The organism is candidate division WOR-3 bacterium, assembly GCA_011052815.1.
Classification (GTDB): Bacteria; Hydrothermota; Tepidihabitantia; order SM23-42; family SM23-42; genus DRIG01.
The window spans coordinates 1-24,159 of the sequence record DRIG01000039.1 but is presented as its reverse complement, the minus strand read 5'-3'; the positions used below and the strand labels follow the sequence as shown (position 1 = coordinate 24,159).

General features: G+C 44.7%; 25 protein-coding genes and 1 rRNA gene. 24 read left to right on the top strand and 2 right to left on the bottom strand.

The features are described 5' to 3' along the window. The first annotated feature begins 208 nt into the window (after nt 1-208). From ENI34_03750 to ENI34_03715, 8 genes are all read left to right on the top strand, one after another. A complete protein-coding gene (locus ENI34_03750; GenBank protein HEC78240.1) occupies nt 209-2,455 on the top strand; it encodes a hypothetical protein in 2,247 nt (748 codons plus the stop codon). 169 nt (nt 2,456-2,624) lie between these two features. After that, nucleotides 2,625-4,191, top strand: a 16S ribosomal RNA gene (locus tag ENI34_03745). Between the two features lie 84 nt (nt 4,192-4,275). Then, nucleotides 4,276-4,506, top strand: coding sequence for a 30S ribosomal protein S16 (gene rpsP, locus ENI34_03740; protein HEC78239.1), 231 nt, complete (start codon nt 4,276-4,278; stop codon nt 4,504-4,506). Between the two features lie 2 nt (nt 4,507-4,508). After that, nucleotides 4,509-4,739: a KH domain-containing protein gene (locus ENI34_03735; GenBank protein ID HEC78238.1), complete on the top strand. Its 231-nt coding sequence runs from the start codon at nt 4,509-4,511 to the stop codon at nt 4,737-4,739. A gap of 119 nt (nt 4,740-4,858) precedes the next feature. Then, a complete protein-coding gene (trmD, locus tag ENI34_03730) occupies nt 4,859-5,584 on the top strand; it encodes a tRNA (guanosine(37)-N1)-methyltransferase TrmD (protein HEC78237.1) in 726 nt (241 codons plus the stop codon). Continuing rightward, entirely contained in the window at nt 5,568-6,059 is a 492-nt protein-coding gene (locus tag ENI34_03725) for a 50S ribosomal protein L19 (protein HEC78236.1), read from the top strand. The genes trmD and ENI34_03725 overlap by 17 nt, the downstream gene beginning before the upstream one ends. Beyond that, nucleotides 6,019-6,603: a ribonuclease HII gene (locus ENI34_03720; protein ID HEC78235.1), complete on the top strand. Its 585-nt coding sequence runs from the start codon at nt 6,019-6,021 to the stop codon at nt 6,601-6,603. Before ENI34_03725 ends, ENI34_03720 begins: the two co-directional genes overlap by 41 nt. Further along, nucleotides 6,600-6,959 carry a YraN family protein gene (locus ENI34_03715; GenBank protein HEC78234.1) on the top strand — a complete coding sequence of 120 codons (360 nt, stop codon included), beginning with the start codon at nt 6,600-6,602 and terminating at the stop codon, nt 6,957-6,959. The genes ENI34_03720 and ENI34_03715 overlap by 4 nt, the downstream gene beginning before the upstream one ends. Nucleotides 6,960-6,962: 3 nt before the next feature. Here ENI34_03715 and ENI34_03710 read toward each other — a convergent pair whose 3' ends face one another. Both ENI34_03710 and ENI34_03705 read right to left on the bottom strand, forming a co-directional pair. After that, nucleotides 6,963-8,066 (bottom strand): hypothetical protein, encoded by a 1,104-nt coding sequence (locus tag ENI34_03710; protein HEC78233.1) that lies wholly within the window; start codon nt 8,064-8,066, stop codon nt 6,963-6,965. After that, a complete protein-coding gene (locus ENI34_03705) occupies nt 8,063-9,223 on the bottom strand; it encodes an acyl-CoA dehydrogenase (protein ID HEC78232.1) in 1,161 nt (386 codons plus the stop codon). The genes ENI34_03710 and ENI34_03705 overlap by 4 nt, the downstream gene beginning before the upstream one ends. 362 nt (nt 9,224-9,585) lie before the next feature. Between ENI34_03705 and ENI34_03700 the strand changes: the two genes are divergently transcribed. The 16 genes from ENI34_03700 to ENI34_03625 form a co-directional block, all read left to right on the top strand. After that, nucleotides 9,586-10,662, top strand: coding sequence for a hypothetical protein (locus tag ENI34_03700; GenBank protein ID HEC78231.1), 1,077 nt, complete (start codon nt 9,586-9,588; stop codon nt 10,660-10,662). Continuing rightward, nucleotides 10,662-11,285: a hypothetical protein gene (locus ENI34_03695; protein HEC78230.1), complete on the top strand. Its 624-nt coding sequence runs from the start codon at nt 10,662-10,664 to the stop codon at nt 11,283-11,285. Before ENI34_03700 ends, ENI34_03695 begins: the two co-directional genes overlap by 1 nt. Nucleotides 11,286-11,316: 31 nt before the next feature. Next, a complete protein-coding gene (locus ENI34_03690) occupies nt 11,317-12,138 on the top strand; it encodes a hypothetical protein (GenBank protein ID HEC78229.1) in 822 nt (273 codons plus the stop codon). Next, entirely contained in the window at nt 12,138-12,755 is a 618-nt protein-coding gene (locus ENI34_03685; GenBank protein HEC78228.1) for a hypothetical protein, read from the top strand. The genes ENI34_03690 and ENI34_03685 overlap by 1 nt, the downstream gene beginning before the upstream one ends. Continuing rightward, entirely contained in the window at nt 12,755-13,579 is an 825-nt protein-coding gene (locus ENI34_03680) for a DUF4388 domain-containing protein (protein ID HEC78227.1), read from the top strand. The genes ENI34_03685 and ENI34_03680 overlap by 1 nt, the downstream gene beginning before the upstream one ends. Before the next feature lie 8 nt (nt 13,580-13,587). Next, nucleotides 13,588-14,427 carry a hypothetical protein gene (locus ENI34_03675; protein HEC78226.1) on the top strand — a complete coding sequence of 280 codons (840 nt, stop codon included), beginning with the start codon at nt 13,588-13,590 and terminating at the stop codon, nt 14,425-14,427. 1 nt (nt 14,428) lies between these two features. Beyond that, complete coding sequence (locus ENI34_03670) at nt 14,429-15,028, top strand: hypothetical protein (GenBank protein HEC78225.1); 600 nt, start codon at nt 14,429-14,431, stop codon at nt 15,026-15,028. A gap of 15 nt (nt 15,029-15,043) precedes the next feature. Then, the gene (locus tag ENI34_03665; GenBank protein HEC78224.1) at nt 15,044-15,415 is read left to right on the top strand and encodes a hypothetical protein; all 372 of its coding nucleotides are present in this window, start codon (nt 15,044-15,046) and stop codon (nt 15,413-15,415) included. A 1-nt stretch (nt 15,416) separates the two neighbouring features. Continuing rightward, nucleotides 15,417-15,767: a hypothetical protein gene (locus ENI34_03660; GenBank protein ID HEC78223.1), complete on the top strand. Its 351-nt coding sequence runs from the start codon at nt 15,417-15,419 to the stop codon at nt 15,765-15,767. 106 nt (nt 15,768-15,873) lie between these two features. Beyond that, the gene (locus ENI34_03655) at nt 15,874-16,512 is read left to right on the top strand and encodes a MotA/TolQ/ExbB proton channel family protein (protein ID HEC78222.1); all 639 of its coding nucleotides are present in this window, start codon (nt 15,874-15,876) and stop codon (nt 16,510-16,512) included. Further along, nucleotides 16,512-16,979 carry a biopolymer transporter ExbD gene (locus ENI34_03650; protein HEC78221.1) on the top strand — a complete coding sequence of 156 codons (468 nt, stop codon included), beginning with the start codon at nt 16,512-16,514 and terminating at the stop codon, nt 16,977-16,979. The genes ENI34_03655 and ENI34_03650 overlap by 1 nt, the downstream gene beginning before the upstream one ends. Then, nucleotides 16,976-17,395 carry a biopolymer transporter ExbD gene (locus tag ENI34_03645; protein HEC78220.1) on the top strand — a complete coding sequence of 140 codons (420 nt, stop codon included), beginning with the start codon at nt 16,976-16,978 and terminating at the stop codon, nt 17,393-17,395. Before ENI34_03650 ends, ENI34_03645 begins: the two co-directional genes overlap by 4 nt. Beyond that, nucleotides 17,392-18,000 carry an energy transducer TonB gene (locus ENI34_03640; GenBank protein HEC78219.1) on the top strand — a complete coding sequence of 203 codons (609 nt, stop codon included), beginning with the start codon at nt 17,392-17,394 and terminating at the stop codon, nt 17,998-18,000. The genes ENI34_03645 and ENI34_03640 overlap by 4 nt, the downstream gene beginning before the upstream one ends. A 200-nt stretch (nt 18,001-18,200) precedes the next feature. Next, entirely contained in the window at nt 18,201-19,205 is a 1,005-nt protein-coding gene (locus ENI34_03635; GenBank protein HEC78218.1) for a hypothetical protein, read from the top strand. Continuing rightward, nucleotides 19,169-21,937 carry a TonB-dependent receptor gene (locus tag ENI34_03630; GenBank protein HEC78217.1) on the top strand — a complete coding sequence of 923 codons (2,769 nt, stop codon included), beginning with the start codon at nt 19,169-19,171 and terminating at the stop codon, nt 21,935-21,937. The genes ENI34_03635 and ENI34_03630 overlap by 37 nt, the downstream gene beginning before the upstream one ends. A gap of 16 nt (nt 21,938-21,953) precedes the next feature. Next, the coding region (locus ENI34_03625) for a hypothetical protein (GenBank protein HEC78216.1) at nt 21,954-24,159 on the top strand (2,206 nt) is incomplete at its 3' end.

Below are 24,159 nucleotides of genomic sequence, written 5' to 3'. Positions count from 1 at the left end.
CTGGAAGCGATTTTACTGGGAACCACATATAAGCTGTGGCGTTCATGATTTTTACTGCACACGAACTACTCCACCACCAGCCGATTAAGGGAAACGAATAATACGGGAGGATGGACATCCTCCCGTATTATTTATTATATCTATATACACAACAACAATAGTATTATCGAGTTGACGATGTTTATATTTTAGTTATAATAATTACCTGATGTTGGAAAATAAAAATATTTTAAACAACAAAGTATATATATCGGTATTCATAATCTCATTTTGTAGTCTGGGATTCGAAATAGCGATAGTAAGAATTTTTTCCCTCATTTTTGCGTATTATTTTGTTTTTCTTTCAGTTGCAATTGCAATGCTCGGTTTAGGCTTGGGAGGTTTGTTCGCCTCGTTAATTGAAGATAACGAAAAATATATTCAGTTAATACTTTACGTTTATGGAGTATCATTTTCCTTGTCAGTCATTGTTCCGTTTTTTATAAAGATTTTTTTTCTCCATCCTGTGTTACTTTCTGTATTATTTTTACCGGTTTTTATATTCTCCGGCTTCCTCATCAGCTCATTTTTTAAATCCCACCAAGCACACAGTGGATTTATTTACTTCTTTGATCTGTTGGGAGCCTGTATTGGAGTATTGAGTATAATTTTATTGTTGGCAATCTTTCCACCAATTAATCTTATGTTCCTTTTTTCAATTTTATTTCTTTCTATTACTGGAATTGTTTATAATAAAAAATTTTATTTTTTTACTGCTGTATTATTTAGTGGTATTTTAATGGTAAATATAAAATATAAAATAGTTGATATCTCATATAGGGAAATCCCCACAATGAAGGCAACAAAACCTCTGGTTGATTTTTTGAAAAAGAGTGAAAGTTTTATTGAACGAACATACTGGAATTCCTCTTTCAGAACGGATGTTATTTATAATCCTTCTTCACCTCACACACGAGGTATATTTGTTGATGGAGGAGCGCCAGCCATAATGTTCCAGACTGATACACAATTAAAAACTGTTCGCTGGCTTAAAAAAAGTTTAAATTATCTACCATTTATTTCTACTACAAAAGGAAGTATTCTAAGTATTGGACCAGGTGGAGGTTTAGATATTATCCTTGCAAGACTGGCAGAAATGAAGACTATCGATGCGGTTGAAATCAACAAAAGTATTCCCACTCTCCTGATGGATTATGCTGATTTTAACGGTAATTTAATGTCATTAGAGAATCTGAATTTTGTTATTTCAGAGGGGCGTAATTATCTCAAACGAACCAATAGAAAGTATGATTTGATTTATTTAAGCCTTAGTTTTACAAACACTACCAACAAATTGGGCCAGCCATTTTTTGAGAGCTATCTTCACACTACTGAAGCTTATTACGATTATCTGCACCATTTAGAACCTGATGGATATGTAGCCATTATCTGTGAGACCCGGTACTTCCTGCTAAAAACGGTGATAAACGCCATTTACGCACTCAAGAAGATTGGAATAGGTATTAAAGATGCGAAATATCATTTTGTTATTGTGGCAAATTTTCTTGAAAGCTCACCGTACAAGTATTTATTTCTTCTAAAAAAGAGTAGTTTCCATATTGAAGAGATCGAGAAAATCCAAAGTTTCACAGAAGACAACAATCTTATGCTTGAATATTTACCATTCTTGGTTGAAGAAAATATACCGATACCATTTAGTTCGTATGTTGAGTTAACAAATTATATTGAGCATATGCGGCAACACTTTGATATTGATATCAGTATAACGACGGATGAAAGACCTTTTTTCTACAATCTGTTTCCGCATCCTCCCTTGTTTCTTTACCTTTTATGTGTTATTGCTATGGGAATGGCTGGCGTGCTGTTGTTTTTTAGTCGAAATGAAAATACCGTTAAAGTGGCACCTAATTTTATGTTATTAGGTTTCGGCTTTATGTTAGTGGAACTCGCACTGATGCAAAAGTTCATTTTTTTCCTTGGCTATCCAATTATGGCTTTCTCCGTGGTGCTCTTTGGTTTACTTCTGGGATGTGGAATTGGTGGATTTCTGAGTCAGAATAAAATTGAAAAAATCAGTTCGATGAAGTTTGTTATTTTCTTGATATCTTTTATACTTTGCGTCTTTTTCTTTTTCCTCGGACGCTTTTTATTGATTGTATTTGCTCTTGAAAATTGGCTAAAGGTCTTTATTTCTTTTTTAATAATTATTCCTGTTGGGATCCTTTTGGGGATTCCTTTCCCTTTGTTATTACGTAAAAAAATGATAAAGTGCAAAAGAGATATTGGATTAATCTGGGGGGTAAATGGATTTATGTCAGTTTGCGGTAGTGCATTGTCAATGATTTTGGCAAAATTATATGGGTTCAACTCTTTGTTGATTGTTGCGTGCTTTAGCTATTTATTGATATATGTTATTCTCGCTATTCCTCTAAGAAAAGTCGGTTATAATGAATAATATCTTCCAGTAAAGTTACCCCTTGACAACTTTCATATTTTAATTATAATATAGATGCTTCAAAATGAGGTTATCGATCTTTGACAATTTATATTCCCTTTAAAATTTGTCCAGGGTATTAGGTCCAGGCATTAAAGAAATTTAATGCCTTACAATCCAAGTAACAAAGTTACTTTTGGAGGGTTTGATCCTGGCTCAGGACTAACGCTGGCGGCGTGTCTTAGACATGCAAGTCGAACGGCAGCAGACCGCCTTCGGGTGGTGCTGGCGAGTGGCGAACGGGTGAGTAATACAAAGGGAACTTGCCTCGGAGTGGAGCATAACCCCGAGAAATCGGGGCTAATTCTCCATATAATCCTGATACACAAGTATCAGGATGAAAGGCTTCGGTCGCTCTGAGATAGTCCTTTGTGCTATCAGCTTGTTGGTGAGGTAACGGCTCACCAAGGCGATGACGGCTAGGGGGTGTGAGAGCATGACCCCCCACATGGGAACTGAGACACGGTCCCAACTCCTACGGGAGGCAGCAGTCTAGAAATTTGGGCAATGGGCGCAAGTCTGACCCAGCGACGCCGCGTGAGGGATGAAGTCCTTCGGGATGTAAACCTCTGTTGAGGGGGACGATAATGACGGTACCCCTCGAGGAAGCCTCGGCTAACTCCGTGCCAGCAGCCGCGGTAATACGGAGGAGGCAAGCGTTGTCCGGAATCACTGGGCGTAAAGGGTGTGTAGGTGTCCTGATGGGTCAGGTGTGAAATCCAACAGCTTAACTGTTGAACTGCATCTGAAACTATCGGGATTGAGGACATGAGGGGAGAGTGGAACTCGCGGTGTAGCGGTAGAATGCGTGGATATCGCGAGGAATGCCGATGGCGAAGGCGGCTCTCTAGCGTGTTCCTCGTATGAGGAGCCGAATAATTTTAATCTTCGGGTTATGATTATTCGGTCCTGACACTGAAACACGAAAGCTGGGGGAGCGAACGGGATTAGATACCCCGGTAGTCCCAGCCGTAAACGATGTACACTTGGCATGCGCTGTACAGTGCGTGCCGTAGGTAACCTGTTAAGTGTACCGCCTGGGGAGTATGCTCGCAAGGGTGAAACTCAAAGGAATTGACGGGGACCCGCACAAGCGGTGGAGGATGTGGTTTAATTCGAGGCAACGCGAAGAACCTTACCTGGGCTTGACATGCTAGTGGTACTGAACCGAAAGGCGAGGGACCCTGCCTCTGGCAGGGAGCTAGTACAGGTGCTGCATGGCTGTCGTCAGCTCGTGCCGTGAGGTGTTAGGTTAAGTCCTGCAACGAGCGCAACCCCTTCCCTTAGTTGCCAGTTTGTCTTCGGATGAAGGCACTCTAAGGGGACTGCCGCAGATAATGTGGAGGAAGGTGGGGATGATGTCAAGTCATCATGGTCTTTATGTCCAGGGCTACACACGTCCTACAGTGCCCATTACAATGGGAAGCAATACCGTAAGGTGGAGCAAATCCTTTAAAGATGGGCATGGTTCGGATTGAGGGCTGCAATTTGCCCTCATGAAGGCGGAATCGCTAGTAATCGCAGATCAGCATGCTGCGGTGAATACGTTCTCGGGTCTTGTACACACCGCCCGTCAAGCCATGGAAGTCCACAATACCTGAAGTCTCTCTTTAGAGGGCCCAAGGTAGGGTGGATGACTGGGGCTAAGTCGTAACAAGGTAGCCGTACGGGAACGTGCGGCTGGATCACCTCCTTTCAAAGAAAACTCCGACTTAATACCCTGGATTTTTATTTGAAATTAATTATTGACAAATTTTAAAAAATGTATATAATGATAAGCTATGGTGAAAATTAGATTAACGAGAATCGGCAGAAAAAAGGTTCCTTTTTATAGAATTGTCGTGATAGATTCGAAAAAGGCAAGAGATGGTAATTACATAGAAAAAGTGGGCCATTACGATCCCAGAAGTAAAGAATTAAAACTCAACAGGGATCGCATCGAGTATTGGATTTCCAAAGGAGCTCAGCCTACCAATACTGTGGCTAAATTAATCGCTAAAGAAGGAGGTTAACAATGAAAGAGCTTATTCAGTATATCGTAAAAGCATTAGTTGACAATCCAGATAAAGTCGACGTAAAAGAAATAGCTGGTGAAAAGAGCATTATATATGAACTTAGAGTCGGTGAAGGCGATCTGGGTAAAGTGATTGGTAAGGAAGGTAGAACAGCAAAAGCGATCAGGACGATCATTACCGCTGCGGCAATGAAACAAGGAAAACGCACGGTATTAGAGATAATTGAATAATGAGATTTGACATCTCTTGCCTTTTTCATCTTTTTTCCGGTATCCATCTTTAAGACGGTCTTAATCTGAATCATCCGTGCAATGATAGGTTCGAAGGGTAATATTTTCAAAGAGATGTTATGAAGATAGACATCATTTCACTCTTTCCTGAATTTTTTGAAAGTCCTCTTTCGTGCGGTATCTTACGGATAGCCCGGGAAAAGAATATTGTTGAGATCAGAATCACCAACCCGAGAGATTTTACAGAAGATGGAGTAGTGGATGATTACCAGTTCGGCGGTGGAGCGGGTATGGTTATGAAGGTTGAACCATTAGCTAAAGCGATCGCTTCGGTTAAAAGCCGTCATTCAGTGCTGATAAACCTTACACCGAAAGGCGTAAGGTTGAATCAGGAAATTGTGGGAAACTTGGCGGAAAATTCCCACATTATTATTATATGCGGCAGGTATAAAGGAATCGATGAAAGGATAAACGATATGTTTCATCCTCTCCAGTTATCAATCGGGGACTATATACTTTCCGGCGGTGAAATCGGTTCATTGGTGCTCGTTGAGGCGGTGACAAGATTATTGCCCGATGTTCTGGGAAATCAAGATTCAGCCGATACGGATTCTTTTGAGAGTGGTTTGCTGGAAGCACCGATTTATACCAGGCCAGAGGTCTATAAAAAATTCAGAGTTCCACCGGTATTAAGAAGCGGTAATCATAATTTGATCGCCGCCTGGCGGAAAAGGGCTGCATTACGGCAGACACTGAATCAAAGGCCTGAACTGTTTGAAAAGAAGATATTCTCAAAAAAAGATCTGGAAATTTTGTTGGAGGTTCTCAATGGCAGGAATTCCTGATATTAAACCCGGGGATTTGGTGAAGGTTTATACGAAGATCAAAGAAGGTGATAAAGAACGTATTACACCATTCCAGGGGGTTGTTATTCAGATGAGGGGAAAAGCGCTCAGCAGAACATTCACGGTGAGAAAAATCTCTGCCGGAATCGGTATTGAACGGATTTTTCCACTCCACTCGCCGATGATTACAAAGATTGAGATTAAGAAGAAAGGAAAAGTACGGCGGGCTAAACTGGGCTATTTGAGAAAACGGCGGGGCAGGAAGATGAAGATCAAAGAGGCGACGCGTCTGACCAGGAAGACCGATGAAACAGGGGAGGAAAAAGAGCCTGTTGCTGAAGAAATAGCGTCGTCAGTCGAGAGTCAACAGGAGGTAAAATCCACGGAAGAGAAGAAAGCCGCGCCCGACGAAGTGAAGAAAGAGGAAAAAACGGGTGAAGGCGTTTCTGGACAGAAATCTGTGGAAAAGACATAGTCTTCTTGCCGGTGTTGATGAAGCCGGCAGAGGACCGCTGGCAGGTCCTGTCGTCGCATCTGCAGTAATACTTCCAAGAAATTTTTACCATCCCCAGATTGACGATTCCAAAAAACTTACACCGCACAGGCGGGCAAGACTTTACAACATAATCACTCAATCGGCGCTTTCTTACTGCTTCGGAATAGTCGGCCCTGATGTGATTGATGAGATAAATATTTTGAATGCGACAAAGCGTGCAATGAAGTACGCCGTGGAGAATTTAGCCCTCACTCCTGAAGTCGTTCTGGTCGACGCCGTAAACATTGAGGGACTTTCCATAAAACAGATAGCTTTGATAAAGGGGGATACACTGAGTATTTCAATCGCCGCCGCTTCAATTCTTGCAAAGGTGAAAAGAGATACGATAATGACGGAGTATCACCGAAAATACCCCCGATACCATTTTCATAAACACAAAGGTTACCCGACGAAATTACATCGTATATGTATAAAAAAATACGGCCCTTCTCCTATCCACCGTAAGTCATTTCGTTTGTTATGAGATATAATAAAACAGAACTCGGCAGAAAAGGAGAGCGATTGGCAAGGGAGTATTTGACCAGCAGAGGTTTTATTATCGTGGCTCATAATTTCCGTTGCCGCTTTGGCGAAATCGATCTCATCGCACGTAAAGAAAAAGCCTTCAGGTTTATTGAAGTGAAATTCAGAACAGGTACGGAATACGGTCTTCCCCAGGAGTCGGTGGTACGCAGAAAACAGCAGAAGATAAGAACAACCGCAATGTTGTGGTTGAAACAGCGGTGTTTACCTGTAGACAGTGAAATACATTTCGACGTGCTGGCGATCAACGAAGAGCAGGGGAAGATCAAGTATAATTATATTGAAGACGCCTTCTGAATACTATCCAATCGTTTCTTTCGCCGTCACTTCCTTTCCCTGAATCGGAGTGCTTCCCAGTACGTTTATCACCTGGGCGTCGCGGAAATAGCGCTCCACAGGATAGTCCTTCATATAACCGTATCCGCCGAAGACCTGAATCGCCTGGGTGGTGATGTCAACGGCGGCTTCACCGGTGAAGTACTTCGCCATTGCGGCGCTTCTCGTATATTTTTTGCCTTCGTCATATTGTAATGCCGCATCGTAGACAAGAGAGCGGGCGGCTTCTATCCTGGTGTTCATGTCGGCGATCTTTTCCCTTATCATCCCGAAGTTGATTATCGGTTGATCAAATTGAACCCGCTCCCGCGCATACTTGAGTGCTTCCCGGGCGGCGGCTTGTGCAATTCCCAAGGCGACAGCAGCAAGGCATACGTTGGCAAAGTCCAGAGTAGCCTGGAGGATTTCAGCGCCTTTCTCTTTCCCTCCGATGATTATATCCGGAGTGAGTGGAAGATCACTGTAGGTTGCTTTAGCAATACCCGCGGCTTTTAATCCCAGTACAGAATTATTTTTTGTACAGACTACGGATTCTTTGTTCTGTTCAATCAATACCACGAACCGTTGAGTCTCTTCTTTATCCGTATCGACGGCAGTGATAAAAGGGCCGGCTGCTTCACCGTTGAGCAGGAACAGGGTTTTTCCGTTCATTGTAAAGGTATCATTCTGTTTTGTTACAGCCACTTCATTCGTGTCAGGGAGTCCATAGCCGCCGATGATTTCTCCGGTCGCAGCCAGAGGTAAATATTTCTTTCTCATATCATCGGTGCCGAACTTCAATATCGGAAAGGTGAAGAATGCATTGTGGGTTGCAACTATTGTTGCGGTGGATGCGCAGACCTTGCTCAATTCCTCGAGAGAGACCACCAAGCCGATTAAATTCAGCGCCGCACCGTCCATCTCCTCAGGGATAATTGCCCCGAGGATACCCATTTCAGCAAGCTGTTTTATTATGTCCGAAGGAAAAGCAGCGGCTTTGTCGAGTTCATCGACCTTTTCTGCAAGAACCTGCTGGCTGAATTTCCGTAGTTCGTTCTGTAACAAAATGCATTCTTGATCCAGTTTCATTTTGCCTCCTTTTCTCTTGCCTTTTTACCTGTTTCCCGGGTTAGTTCCAGGGCGATGACACTGCGCTGAATTTCATTTGTCCCTTCGTAGATCTGTGTAATTTTGGCGTCTCGCAACCTTTTTTCCATATGATACTCTTTCATGACTCCATAAGGACCCATCAGTTTAATCGCTTCAATGGTTGTTTTCACCGCCAGGTCAGAGGGATATAATTTTGCAAAAGAAGATTCTTTTGAATATCCTTTAATCCCGGCGTCAATCATTCTTGCGGTTGCGTATAGTAAAGATCTTCCTGCTTCTATCTCGGTCGCCATATCAGCTATTTTTTTCTGGACATACTGATTATTCAAGAGGTTGTGTTCATAGGCGAAGTCCAAGACCTCTTCATATGCACCCTGAGCGATTCCGAGGGCGATTGCACCCACACCGGGTCTCGCCCGATCAAAATTTCTCATCGTATAGATGAATCCAAGCCCCTCTTTCCCCATTAGATTTTCTTTCGGTACACGGCAGTCTTCAAAGACAAGTTCAGTGGTTACCGACGCCCGAATTCCGAGTTTGTTCTCTTTTTTACCGTAAGAAAATCCCGGGAAGTCTTTTTCGACAATGAATGCCGAGATACCGCGGGCACCGCGGGATTTGTCCGTGGATGCCAGAACCGTATAGACATCGGAAAAACTTGCATTTGAAATAAATTGTTTTACACCGTTGAGAATGTAGTAATCACCCTCTTTGCGCGCAGTCGTCTGGATGTTTGCGGCATCACTGCCGGCTTGGGCTTCAGTAAGGCCAAATGCGCAGAGTAATTCTCCGGTTGCAATACCTGGAAGATATTTTTTCTTCTGTTCTTCACTCGCAAAGAGGACAATCGGACCGCTTCCAAGTGCGCCCACTGCGTATGCCGTGGCAATACCCGCACAGACGCGTGCAATCTCTTCCACTGCGATACACATATCGATTATTCTTGCACCTGTGCCGCCGTATTCTTCAGGGATAAAGATTTTCAACAACCCCTGTTTTCCCATTTCCTTTACCAGTTCCATTGGAAACTCAGCCGTTTCATCGAATTTGTCACGCACCGGCAGAACAAGTTTTTCGGCGACTTCCCGTGCCTTCATCTTTAATTCCATTTCCCTGTCATTTAAAAAATATTCCATTCGACCTCCTTATAAAAAAAGGTATGATCACACCGCAAAAAGAATTTTTTATAGTTTAGCAAAATTCACCCTGATGTCAAGGATAGAGCAAAGGGCGAAGGGCGGAGGGCATAGGGGGATTGGGAGCGGTGCTGGAAGGGAGCTGCGCTGGAAGGGATGCACTTCGTGCATGGAATGGAGCTGCGCTGGAAAAAAGGGAGATTCTTCGCTTCGCTCAGAATGACAGGGAGAAACGGAGAGCGGGAGAAACGGAGAAGGGGTTAAGGGCGGAGGGCATAGGGCGGAGGGCGAAGGGTAGAGGGTGAGGGGAGGGGTGAAGTTTTGACTTGACATTTCGGGCAATTTGTATATTATTATTCAATATGGTCTTACTGATATTATTGCTGGCTCAGGGGATAAATATTGAAGCTTATGATACACCCAATGATGATGGTTCGAGTATTACCATACAGTGGCAGAGTGAACTCAAATTCGATTCCCTCATATTATTAAGAAGCCTTGAACCGACTGAGAATTATGAAGTAATTCAGGTGCTGGGTGCTGATGCATCACAATATGTGGACACCAATATAGAAAGAGGAAAAGAGTACTACTACAAAGTTGAGGTGAAGACCGGTGACGAGAATCTCTTTTCGAATAACGCCGGGCCGGTAAAGGCTTCTGCTCAGTTTTTTAATACCGGCCGTATCAATATCTTAATAACGATCGTTGTTCTTTTTGCGGCTGTCCTTATTTATATTGCGCGTGCGCGTCGGGAGAAATTATATATACGGAGGATTCCGGCGTTGACCGCCGCCGAAGAAGCGATCGGCCGTGCAACCGAAATGGGAAAACCCGTATTATATGTACCGGGTATAATGGACATCGACGATCCTCAAACCATCGCTTCGATGAGTATCCTTTCCAAGGTTGCGGAAAAGACCGCGGAGTACGGAACACCTCTGTATGTACCGACAAGCAAGGCGATGGCGATGACCATGGCTCAGCAGGTTGTAAAGGAAGCCGCTACAAAGGTGGGGAGACCTGATTGGTTTAACGCCGATAATATCAGATACCTCACCGACGACCAGTTCGGCTATGTTTCCGCGGTTGACGGAATCATGCTCAGGGAGAAACCCGCAACCAACTTTTATCTGGGGACGTTCTATGCCGAATCATTGATTCTGGCGGAAACCGGTCATTCCACCGGAGCGATTCAGATCGCCGGAACAGCGATGCCTGACCAGCTTCCGTTTTTTGTCGCCGCTTGTGATTATACCCTTCTGGGTGAAGAACTGTATGCGGCAAGTGCTTATCTGTCCCAGGAACCGGTGCAACTCGGGTCGTTGAAAGGACAGGATCTCGGAAAGTTGATTTTTATTCTTGTTATCATAGCAGGTGTTATCACACGTCTCTTCGGAACAGACGTATTTACTAATTTATTTACAACGGTGCAATAATGAAAAGGACATTGCCTTTAATCATTGTTTTCGGCTGCGGCTTTTTTATGCTCATCGCATTCTTTATACCGTTGAGATGGTTTCAGGACGCTTCACAGACCCTGCAGAACTGGTATCTCGGCGTCATCGCTTTCTTTGTTTTTATCGGAGTTTTTAATATCATAAAGATCAACATTTCCAAAATTCAGCGGCGATTGAGGGACTGGCAGTACAGTATCATTCTATTGACTTTTTTATTTATAATGATGGCCGCCGGTTTCATCGGCGGTACGGATGGAGGTATGTTTCAGTACCTCTTCAGAAATTTTCAGATTCCACTCAGCGCCACAATGTTTTCGCTTCTTGCCTTTTTTGTCGCATCCGCGGCGTTTCGTGCCTTCAGGGCGAGGAATCCCGAGGCGACGCTTTTGCTTATCGCCGCAGTGCTGGTGATGATCGGCAGGGTGCCGGTCGGTTACTGGATCTGGCATGGATTCCCTGATCTGGTCGAATGGTTGATGCAGGTGCCGAACACCGCTGCCAAAAGAGGAATTATCTTCGGAATAGATCTCGGTTTGATTTCAATGGCTTTGAGGGTATTGCTCGGGATTGAACGCAGTTATATGGGAGGCGGAAAAGAATGAGAAGGTTTTTGGAAGAGAATAGGGAAGAGAGATGAATATTCTGGAACGGATTGCAAAGGTCGATCGAAGAATTATCTTTCTGCTGGTCGGTCTCGCCGCCATCATTCCTTTGCTCTTTCCTATCGGTCTGCCAGTGGATATTACGCAGCCGGTGAAGTCCGTTTATGATACGATTGAAGCGTTACCCGAGGGTTCGATCGTCGTGGTTTCGGTTGATTATGACCCGGGCAGTGAAGCAGAATTGTTTCCCGCCACCCTTGCTTTTATTGACCACTGCTTCCGAAAAAATCTGAGAGTTTATATGATGGGGCTGTGGCCCGCAGGGATTCCTCTGGGCAATATCGTTTTCGAGGAACTTGCGCCCAAATATAATAAGGTCTATGGCGTGGATTATATAAACGTTGGTTATAAACCCGGAGGAGCGGTTATGCTTCTTTCCCTGGGAAGAAATGTCGCCGATGTTGTAGCGACTGATTACGCCGGAGTGCCGATAGATTCGTTTCCACTCGGCAAAGCCGTAAAGTCGGCGGGTGATATAAGTGTTGTAATGACCTTCTCGGCCGGTGATCCGGGAATCCTCCACTGGATTATCTATTTCAACGCCCGTTTCGGTACCACGATCTGCGGTGCGACCACCGCGATTTCCGCGCCGCGCCAATATCAGTATCTCGCCTCAGGACAGCTGACCGGACTCCTGGGTGGTTTGAAGGGTGCCGCCGAATATGAAACATTAGTGAAGAGAAAAGGAAGGGCTACCGCAGGAATGGATTCCCAGTCGATCGTTCATGTACTTATCGTAATCTTCATCATCATCGGTAATATCATCCTTATTTATGAACGGAGAAAGAAATAATGCTTGAAACGATTGGTGTGTGGATTGCCGCTCTTTTGACATTGGCGATATATTCGTTCCTTTATAAAGACAATCCCTTTTATAAAGTAGCGGAACATATCTTTGTGGGCGTCTCTGCAGGTTACTGGGCGGTTGTGCTCTGGTCGAACTTCGCCTGGCCGAACCTTTTTGAACCGCTCGTCAGACAGGGAAACCTGTGGTATATAATCCCGATCATCGTGGGATTTATGATGTTCGCACCTCTCTTTCCGAAGATCAACTGGCTCGTGAGAATTCCTTTGACCTTTACAATGGGGGTTTCAATGGCGCTCTTTGTCCTGCAGATTGTCCAGGGTGATATTTTACCCCAGCTCCAGGCGACGTTTTTACCGCTGGCCGGCGTATCGCCGTTTCAGTTTATTTCCAATCTTTTAATAATTTTGGGTGTGATATTCACCCTGATCTATTTCTATTTTTCAAAAGAGCACAAAGGTGTACTGGGAGGAGCGGCGAAGATAGGTATCTGGTTTATGATGGTTTCGTTCGGTGCTTCATTCGGATATACTATTATGGCACGTATTTCCTTATTGATCGGCAGGTTATACTTTTTATTACATAACTGGTTGAGATTGATATAATGACCGGTTTTGAAATCAGTCTTAAGGAATTCACCCTTGGTGATGTTTTGCAGTTTCTCGCAAGGGTAAAGAAATCAGGGGTTCTTAAGGTTAGTGGAGGAATTACCGGTGAGATATATATAAAGGAAGGTTTTGTTGTTCATGCGGCGGACGGGGTGGAAACAGGAATTGAGGCGCTGCTCAATCTTTCTTTTATTGAACTGGAAACCGCTTCTTTTGAACCGGGTGTCGAAGCACCGGAGCAGACCATTTCCGAAGATTTCGGTAAACTTACTGAGAATATTGAAAAACGACGAATTGAATTCCAGGAGATAAAGAAAAAGCTGCCGCCGATGGATACGGTTCTTGCAAAATCAACCCGGGACCTGGAATCCGCGGTGGCGTTGCGAAGGGCTGATTGGCAGATACTTGCGCTTATTGACGGAAAGAGAAGACTGGGGGATGTAATCGCCGAGTCAAAGATAGGCGGTTATGAAGCGACCAAGACAATAACGTGGTTGAAAGACCAGGGGTTGATTTATGATCCGGAAGAAGCTCAGCGGGTGATGACGAGGCTTATAGATTTTCTGAAGAAATTATTTGAAGATTTCGGCGAAAACGGTCTGCTTTTATTGAAGGAATGGGGAAACAAAAAGATTATCGACGCCCTGGATATCAATGAGGAAACTTTTGAGATCGAACCGATCGCTGAGTTGACGTATGACGAGGTCGAAGAATCGATTAAGGAGTTTAAAGAATATATAAAAAGCCGCGGTCCGAAACTGTACGGAAAACTTCTTTTCAAAAAGAAATGGCAGGCTTTTGAAAAGAAGATTAGTGAATAAGAAAGGTTATGGAGGAATTAGATAGATTAGCAGGAATTATCGGCTATGCAGTGATCAAAGCCGAAGACGGCTCTATTGAAGAGGTTAAGGGAGCGTCCTCTGTACCCGTGGGCGACCTTGCGGCTTTTTTCTCGTCTGCAGCAGAGGTAATCAGAGACAGCCTTTCAATGGGAGATATTGATTATCTTTCTCTATGCTATGGTTCATATCGGCTTGTAGTATTTCCCCATGGTTCAAAATATTTAGGCATCGAGGTTGAAAGGGAGACCGAAACAAAAGATATAATCGAACGGATCAATGCTGCCCTTGCCGGTGAAGAACGACCGGCAGAAGAAGCCGTGGAAGAGAAACTTGCAGAGGAAGAAAAGCCTGAAGAAGAGATTGAGGAGAAGCCAGAAGAGGAGGTCAAGGAGGTACCAGAAGAAGAGATTCCAGAAGCAGTGGAGGAAAAGGCAGAGGAGGTTGAAGAGAAGGTAGAAGAAAAGGTCGAAGAGAAGATAGAGGAAAAACCCGCAGAAGAACGGAAGATTGAATTACCCCGAAGTATCAGCTCAAAGGTGAAACAGATTAATCTTCTGGTTGATGAATTCGGTGGTGCGGAGCAGAAAGGCCACTGGTTTGAATTACTGAATCAAGGGCTCGGTATTCTGGGAGGAGACATTGTTCCTTATATCGGTGTTGTCGGTAATGAATTGATATTTAAGGATCAGCCGCCGGAAGATAAAGAAGATGATTTTGTACAGGCCCTTCGCTCCATCATAGATTTCCTGGTGAAAAAGGCGGTTGAAGAGATGGGATCATCCCAGGCAAGGGCAAAGGTTCAAGCCGTTATAGAGAGGATGAGGTGATATGGTTGAAGAGTTTCTGAATAATTACGAAGAGAAAGGTCTGCCGACTCCTTTCATCGTTGAAAAATCAGGAAATCTTGATATCACTCAGAGCGGAGAGTCTTTGAAAAAAGAGATCGCCCAGATGGCGACGATCATCTTCGAAACAATCGGAGCAGTGGGTGATGTGAAGATTGATACAATAGAGATGATCGGCGAAGAGAAGGGTCTTGTTATGGAACTTCAGGACGAACGGATTGTCGGAAGTTTGTTCAGCGCACCGAAAGAACATAATATAGAAGAAATCCGGGAACTTCTTGGAAAACTGAAAGAAGCGGCGGGTGCCGCAGGAGAAGGTGCTGCAGCTCCACGGGAAAAGCCGAAAGTGAAGTTGGAACCCGGTTTTCTGGACCAGATGAAAGAAATTTTAAAGGATTACTTGGGTGATTTTACAGAACGTATCTATAAAAATCAACTTAAAGCTCAACGCATCGACGTTGATGAATTTTATGATGATGATGCCCGCCGTCTTATTTTCGCTCTCGGTAAAGCCGCTGGCATGATTATTGGTCCGTCAAAAGGAAGAGAGATGACGAATAAATTGTTGGAGATCCTCAAATGAAAAAAGGGAGGTGTTATGATTAATTACTTTTTGGTAACGGCGCCGTTTGGGATTGAGCCGGCAAAGTATCAGGCGCTTGCCGTGATTCCCAATTATCTTCTTGTCCTCGGTGCGGTTCTCTTGTGGCTTGCGTTCATCGTGCTGGGGATAATCGCACGACGTTATGAGATCGTCCTCGGAGAGAGGACCAATTGGCAGTTTATGATTTTCGCACCCACAGGCATTCTTCTCTTTGCTCTTATTCAACTTTTTTACTGCGGACTGGGCGGCAAGATGATGCTGCCGAAAGGTGGTACAAATTACCTTGCTTACGGATTATTCTTTATCTCCGGAATCCTTTCGTTGATAGCCAATCTACGATTCTACGGTGTGACAAAAGGAGGATGATATGAGAGCTGATATTCCTGCAGAGATATTATTTATTATAGCAATATTGCTGACGATTGTTTCTTTGATTATATATGGATTGATAATAAAAAGATTGTTGGTTCTGATCAAGGGAAAAGGGATATGGATATTTCCGATTATCGGCAGTCTCTTTTTGCTTGTCCTGGCGGTATTCCATATATATCGGATGCTTTTCTATTTTCCTCTGCTCGGTACTGCCGGACCGGCGGATCTATTTGATTTAATAATAGGATCCCTCAGTTTATCGCGGATTGAAAGTTTTCTCCTGCTGGGGTCCGGTGTATTCTCACTTATAGGAGGGATTCTTTACTATTCAGCGAGCTCGAAATAATCGTGTAATTTTGCGGTTGACAGGACTGAAATTTTTAATATAATGTTGAAATATCTTGACTTTATGTGGTTGATATATATAATAAAAGAATGAAAGGAGGAAGTATATGATACGGGAATTTCAACTTGGTGCCGAAGGCGGCGGTGGTTTTGTGATGTGGTTTTTGCTCGTTTGTGCAGTTATTGGGATTGGGTTGATATTGGAGAGACTTTTCAGTCTTTTTATAAAAGCAAGACTGAATCCAAGGACTTTTTTGGAGAAGCTGACTTCAACAGTGGATTCACAGGGGATTGATGCAGGTATCGCCCTGTGTGATCAAACTGCTGCACCGGTTGCCAAAATTTTACGCGCGGTGCTGGAAAAGGCGCATCAGGGAAAAGATGCCATGGAAGAGATGGTCGCCCGCAGCGCTGCCATAGAACTGGCTTTTCTTGACCGCGGGATGGCACTGCTCAGCGGACTTACCACAGTTTCACCTTTTCTCGGTTTCTTGGGAACAGTTATGGGAATGATTACTGCTTTTGCCGCCATCGCAATGGCGGGTGAGGTGGAACCGACGATCGTGGCGAGCGGTATTTCCACTGCTTTGATTACGACAAAATGGGGTTTGATAATCGCCACTCCCCTCGCAATCATCCATATTCTCTTTTCCAGTAAGGTCGACGGATATACCAGAGATATGGAAGAGGCGGCGAGCGGTTTGATTGATTATTTGATTGAACAATATCCGAAAAGGAAAAAATAATGCAGCTTCGGGAGAAGAAAAAGCAGAAGAGTGAAATCCCGACCGCTTCAATGGGGGATGTCGCATTTTTGATTCTTATTTTCTTCCTTACCTCGACAGTATTCACTAAAGATAAAGGTTTGAAGATGCTTCTGCCTGAAAAGGCGACCCAGGAAGATATTGTTAAGGTCAAGCAGGAAAATATTGTTATGATTATGATTAATCCCGCCGGCGCGATTCGAATCAAATCAGCAGGTGAAGAAAAAGACATCCCGACAGACCAGTACGACGAAATCAGACGTATTGTGGAAGAAAGATTGCTTGAACGTGACACCCTCTTAGTTGTTTCGATACGGACGAGTAAAGAAGCTCCGTATAAAAATATGATAGGTGTTCTTGATCAGATAAAACTGGCTAAGGTGACGACTGACGACGGTCGGGAATTAAGGGCGAATAAGATAAGTCTCATACCAACAAGTGAGGAATGATGAGAAAGAGTATTATTCGGAGGTTTACGCAGCGGCCAGATATACCGACGGCATCCACAGCAGATATCGCTTTTCTTCTTATCCTCTTTTTTATGGTCACCACGGTATTTCGAGCGACGACACTCCACCTGAAGATTTCACTTCCCCGGGCGAGGTCGACGGAACGTATTCTCATGAGGCGTAATGTGAGCTATATCTGGGTTGATGCCGACAGCAAGATATATATCGACGATAACATCGTGGGTGAAAATATGATCAGCGGAATAATGGCGAATAAGATATGGGAGAATCCGGAATTGATTACAATCCTGAATGTGGATGAAGCGGTTCCTTACGGTACTGTTGACGTTATTCTTGACCAATTAAAAGAAGCCAAGGCTTTTAAGATAACCTTTGCAACAGAGAGGCAGACATGAAACGCGACCATAAAGAGATGTACGGGGTATATTTACGCGCCGGGCTCTTTTCGAGCTTGGTGATTTTCATTCTTCTCTTCTCGTTTGTGCCCTATACCGCACCCAAACCTTATGAGTTGAAGAAAGAGATTGTGACGATGGTCGAGGAGATTTCAGCGCAGATCGAGAAGTTTGAAGAGCCGCCGCCTGTAGAGCGTCCTAAGGTTGCGGTCGAGGCCGAGAGTGAGGTTGCTGAAGAGGCGGTGGAGACGATTGCGGCGACCGAGTTCAAAGAGGATATTATTCGGACCATGCCGACCGGTCCGGAGATTGAGATCGTGCCGTATTACAAAGTGGAGGTGAAGCCGAAGCCGGTTCATATTCCCAAGCCGAAATATCCGGAATTGGCGCGGCGTGCAGGTATTGAAGGGACGACCGTGGTTAAGATGCTGGTGGATATCGACGGCAGTATCCGTGAGGTGAAGATTTTGAAGTCGAGCGGCAATCAGATGCTGGACCAGGCGGCGCTTGTTGCGGCGAAGTCGGCGAAGTTTACGCCGGCAAAGCAGCGTGACAAATACGTGCGCGTCTGGGTCTCAATGCCTCTTAAATTTGAATTGAATTAGCCGGGTGGAGAGAGGATATAATTTGTATACCCTTGACATTCTTTACAATTCTGGTATAATTTTATAGATAGAGATAAAAAGGAGGTGGTGCAATCAAAAAAAGAGCAAATGTAGGACCAGAGAAAAAGAATATGCACAAAATATTATCGGAGGAAAGAAGTGCATATTTATGTATGTATAATGATTGAAAAGGAGGAATAATGAAAGGAGGAATAATGAAGAAAGACCTTCTAAGCCTCTTGCTTATTGTGGGAATGTTTATTATTACGTGCGGAAATGAGCCACCTGAATCATTCTACGAAGGTACTCCGGAAGACAGTACTGAAATTCACGGCATACTTAATGATAATTCAGCATTACTTGTCAGTGAAGATATGTTTGATTCGATGTATATCCCTGTAACCCTTGATCCGATTTCCTTTGTCGTGGCTGACAGCTATTTCCGTGAGGAGTCGACCATTGTGAAACAGCATGTCGACAGCTGCGCCCTGCGGCTTACCGAACGGAAGAATGCTCTGGATTTCTGGTTTGCCAAAGACACTACATGTACGGTATATCTCTATGACACCTTTACAGTGATCTCTCTGATGCATTATGATGAGACCCAGACCGGTTACTATTTCTGGCAGGGAGACACTGATATCCAGCTCGATACCGTGATTGTTGATTCGACGCCGGGATATGATGAACTGAATGTTACGGGTAACGGCTACCGCCATATATTCTTTGACCGTGATGAAGAGGGCAACTGGCAGTTGAACCGCATATCTTACGGTATCTATAACTTCCCTGCGGCAGGTACAGATATACCTTCCATCGACCAGGTGATTCTGACGCGCAGTGACGGCACATCAGATACAATCATTGCATCAAGCTATGACACCCTGTACACCGGTCATGTTATGAACCGTTTCCGATCGATCGATTCGCTGCTTCAATATACTGACGGCGAGACCCTGAGTGTGAAAGTGGTACTCGGTTTCGGAACGGTTGTCGACAGTATGGTGTCGTACTTTGCATTATGTGCCGGTTCAAACAGAGTGGAACTGGACGGCGGAACAGGAAGTTTGGTGGTGAACGGTTCAGGCATAACCAATCTGTACTTCGAGTCAGTGGTAAACGCACCATACTATTATGTCCTGCCTCCGCAGGATTATAAGGCACAGGTATGGCTCATCCCGGTCAACGTTGGAGGTGCACAATGAAAAAGTTGATCTGTCTACTTTTTATAGGAGCTTTTCTCTTTGCTTCTGAATTTGGTAGGATATCGGGAAGAGTGACGGATGCAGAGACAGGCGAACCATTGATCGGCGCCGACGTCATCATCGAGGGAACAGAATATGGTGCCGCAACCGATGAAAATGGTGAATATACAATCCTTTATGTCCCAGCCGGAACATATCAGGTTGTAGCCTCTTATATAAGTTATAATCAGTACAGATACACCAAAGTGGTCGTGAATGCGGACCAGACCACCCCGCTCAATTTCCGGTTGTCGCCCACAGTGATTCAGGTCGAAGGAGTCACTGCGGTCGCGGAAAGGCCGATGATCGTTGTCTCTGAAACCTCGACAGGTCGGGCAGTAACCTCGGATGAAATGGACCGTTTGCCGGTGACCACGATAAATCAGGTGATCACGCTTCAGGCGGGTGTGGTTCAGAGTGATCTGGGTACCCATGTCCGCGGCGGCAGGGCTGATGAAATCACCTATTTTGTCGATGGTATTATAACCAAGGTACCGAACACCGGCTGGCAGTCAGCACGGATAAATCCCAATGCTGTGGAAGAGGTTACTGTGGTCAGCGGTGGTTTTGACGCTGAATACGGTGATGCACTTTCCGGTGTCATTAATATTGTGACCAAAGAAGGCGGACCAAAACATTCAGGCACGTTCCGTTATCTCACGGATGAAATGTTCAGTGGTGTTGAGAAACTCAATTACGGATATAATCTCTATGATTTCTCGTTGGGCGGGCCATTGCCACTTTCCAAACGACTGCGTTATTTCCTTTCCGGTGAATTAATGCTCACTGATGCCTTTGAAGAAGCCTATTACAAGGTTCCTTCGCCGAGAATGGACTATCGCGGTCAGGCGCGCTTTTCCTATCTTTTTCCCAATGCCAAAGGAAAGATTACACTTTCCGGTTTCAATTCACGGGAACAGTACGTCGCCTGGCGCAGCGGCAGTCTTAAATACTTTGATCACATCTGGATGAGTCGGACCAAGAACTGGATATTATCCGGTACATTCAATTATATGCTTACCGCAAAGACTCTTACTTCATTAAAAGTGGGTGCCACGCATTTTGACCGCGCCTATGGTAATCGGGATTATGAATGGGAAGCCGCGCACGACCGTAAGTGGTATGAAGATTACCGCTTCTACTGTGAACATCTTATTCCTTATATGGTTAATAGTGAATTGCCGATCCGCGACGTGCTCATTGACAGTTTGATGCAGTATCATGAAGAATATACAAATCGGGATGTCGCTGCGCTGCGTAATAATCCTTATGGTATAGAGGGTCTCTTCTATACTTATGGCGATTATCGTGTCTGGCGCTACTGGTATAATAATGATTATCAGGCAAGGTTTGATATTACCCATTCTGTGGGCAAGGTTCACGAGTTCAAGACCGGTATAGATTTTATTCAGTACCAGATTAAGTATTATGACAACAACCTGCCCACGGTTACCAATCCTTTCTGGGATTATTATGATCGAGATCCTTATAAGGTTGCTTGTTATATCCAGGACAAAATGGACTTTGAGGGTTTGATTGCCCGGCTTGGAGTGCGCTTTGATTATTTTGAACCCAAAGCCTTTACCTTTGTTGACCCGGGTAATTTCCTGGATTCTACTCTGGTTGAGGCAAATGCAACTTATAAGATTTCACCGCGTCTGGGATTTTCTCTACCAGTAACCGAACGGATGAAGTTCCGCTTTAATTACGGACACTATTTCCAGCTTCCTCAGCTTGATGATATGTATGGCACGACTGACACCGCGGTTATCAGGCTCGCTCTGAGTCGTGGAAACACCATCATCGGTAACATCCTGATCAAGCCGCAAAAGACCGTAATGTATGAAGTTGGTATTGAGAATCAGATTACTGATGTTGTGGCATTCGGCTTTACTGCTTATTTTAAGGATATCTATGATCTCTCGCAGATTCGAGAAGTTCCGGCATTGCCCACTCCTTATTTCCAGTTCTTTAATGTCGACTACGGTAATGTCAAAGGATTCGAGTTCAACATAAAGAAACAGATGTCGAATATGTGGGCGTTGGGCTGTACCTATACACTCCAGTTTGCCAAAGGTACGGGTGCCTGGGCAGGTGAATGGTATTACGACCATTATAATTACCAGATTGAACCACCGGTCATTGATTACTGGCTTGACTTTGATGAACGCCATACAGTCAACGCCAATTTCGACCTGGAATTTCCCAAAGACTTCTTCTTGATACCGCTTCAGGAATTTATTAATTCATTTGTCTTCTCTTATCATTCAGGCCATCCATATACACCTGAGGATTTAAAGGGTAATAAACTGGGTGATGAGAATTCAGCCCGTATGCCCGGTTACTGGAATGTTGACTGGAACTTCAGCCGGCGGATAAGCATCGGTGGATTTAATATGGTATTGAGCGGTATGATTTACAATCTGTTCAATACCGAACAGGTGAGAGATGTCTATGTAACGACCGGTCTGCCGGATGACCACGGTGATCCTGAACCGACCCTGAGTCAATTCGGCTATCTACCGATCTCAAGCTCCCGCTATTCACCCCAGGCCGATTATAATCACGATGGATTAATCAATCCAGTAGAGATGAAACAGGCATATATGGCGGCGCGTACTGATTACTATGAAGACCCGAGAAACTACTATAGCCCATTTAGAGTCAGATTTGGTATTGGTATTGGATTCTAACGAGGAGGAGGCATAAATGAAGAAGATATTATTACCAATACTGCTAATTGCAATTATTGGATTCAGTAGGACAGCCGGAACAAGCCAGCAGTATCGAAATGAAGAGATTAAGATACACAATATAAATCAGGTTGAGATGTGTATCTCTAATTTCGGCAAGTTCGGCCAGACCAAGAATCAGGAAGCCGGCTGCTGGTGGCCCAAAGGCAGTAATGAAAACTATATCTTCGGTGCGGGCACCTGGTTCGGCACGATTGTCGATGGTGATACCCTGGTAACGATCGGTTATGGTCCACATGGTGCTGAAACCGAATATGTACCAGGTGATGAAGATATGTCTAAAAGCGACCCCAATGCTGTGATCTTTATGTATCCTACGAACTGGCCTCCACCAGAAAACGGTTTCAGCACGGTCGTTCCACCGCAGAAGAATAAGTCGCATCAGGATTCCTGGTGTGTCTATAATGACCTTGATGAGAGCGCCCATATTCCGGGTGATACCCGTCCGATCGGTCTGGTGGTCTATCAGACCGTCTATGCCTGGAACCTCAGTTCGACCCAGGACATCATCTTTATCAAGTTCGAACTGCGTAATGTGAGTGGTGCTGATTTAACTGACTGCTATTTCGGTGTCTGTACAGATAATGACATTGGTAATGAAGCCGGGACTGGTAATGATATTATCTCGGGCATTGTTGGTCAGTGGTATGTGATTGACGGTGAATCACTCTGGGTCGACAATCTCGGTTATCAATGGCAGACCGAGAGTGAGCCGGGCTGGAGCAATTTTCCAGGCACGATAGGCTTTGATTATTTGCAGAGCCCCTGGGATTTACAGCCAGGTCAAGATAAAGATAATGATGGCATTCCTGATGAGTACGAGCGCGACAGTTCATATTATGTGAATAATCTGCCGGATTCTTTATGGGATGTGGACCTCGACGGTACTCCGGACTGGCGCGACCCCTCGGAAATCCCCCAGCTCGGTATGACTGCATTCAAACGCTTTACCCTGAACCTTGAGCCGAACAGAGACAATGAACGTTATGTGACCCTTGCCGGTTATAATTTCAAGACCGGAGTCTATGAACCATTTGATACGGTTCCTCCTCAGCCTGATGACCAGAGGTTTTTACAGTGCAGCGGGCCGTTTGAACTTATGGCTGATTCAGTCGCCACAGTGCTCGTCGGTATAATCTTTGCACGCTGGGATTCAACCGATGCCCGACCTGATACTGGTCTGGTGCCGGTCGACAATACGTGTCAGTTTATCTATGATATGAACTGGTTGTTGCCGGGTCCGCCTTCGCCGCCGACCTTGACGTGTGTGCCGGGTGATGCGCAGGTGACTTTGGTCTGGAACAGTGCGCCTGAGTATGAGCCGGATCCTTATTATGATGTTGTGGGTACGGATCCGACTTCGCCGTTATATGATCCGTATTACAAGCAGTATGATTTTGAGGGTTATCGGGTGTGGCGCAGTTTGACTGGTGAGAGTGGAGATTGGGAGAAGCTGGCGTATTGTGACAAGTTCAACGGTATTGTGTTTGAGGATACGACGTCGATTCCGGATGATACGTTATTGGCGACGGATACCGGGATATTCCATTCGTATGTGGATACGGATGTGCGTAATGGGTTTACGTACTATTATGCGGTGACGTCGTTTGATTACAATATGGTGAAGGATGACGACACATTAGGGCCTGGATACAAGGTATTGAAGTTTGAGAGTGGAAAGGTTGGAGTGACGGCGGCGCCGCGTCGTGATCCAGTGGATTTTGTGCCGGGTTCGGCGACGGTTGAGGTGTTGTCGGGTAATGATTCACTGCTCAGCAACATCAGTGTGGCGATTACCTATCCTTTGGATATGAGTGAGGCGGTGCAGTATCTGGAGTTTGGAGATATTGGTTGGCAGTATATCGTGTTATATGATGATTCGGGGATGGTTTCCGATACAGTGGTTGCGCCGGAGTTTGTGGGTTATTTAGAGGATTCGGCGCGTCAGGCGGTCGACAGTGTGCGTGTGGTCTTACCGTTATGGGATTGTAATGTGCCGAACAATTTCAGTATGTATGACGGGATGAATGTTGGAGTGGCGTTTGTGCGTGATTCATTGCCGACGGATGTTTCGATATTTGATACGATAATTGTGGAGAGTGGTGCGTATCCGGACAGTTTATTAAAGCCGTCCTTGCCTGGTCCGTGGGCTTCGTACTTTG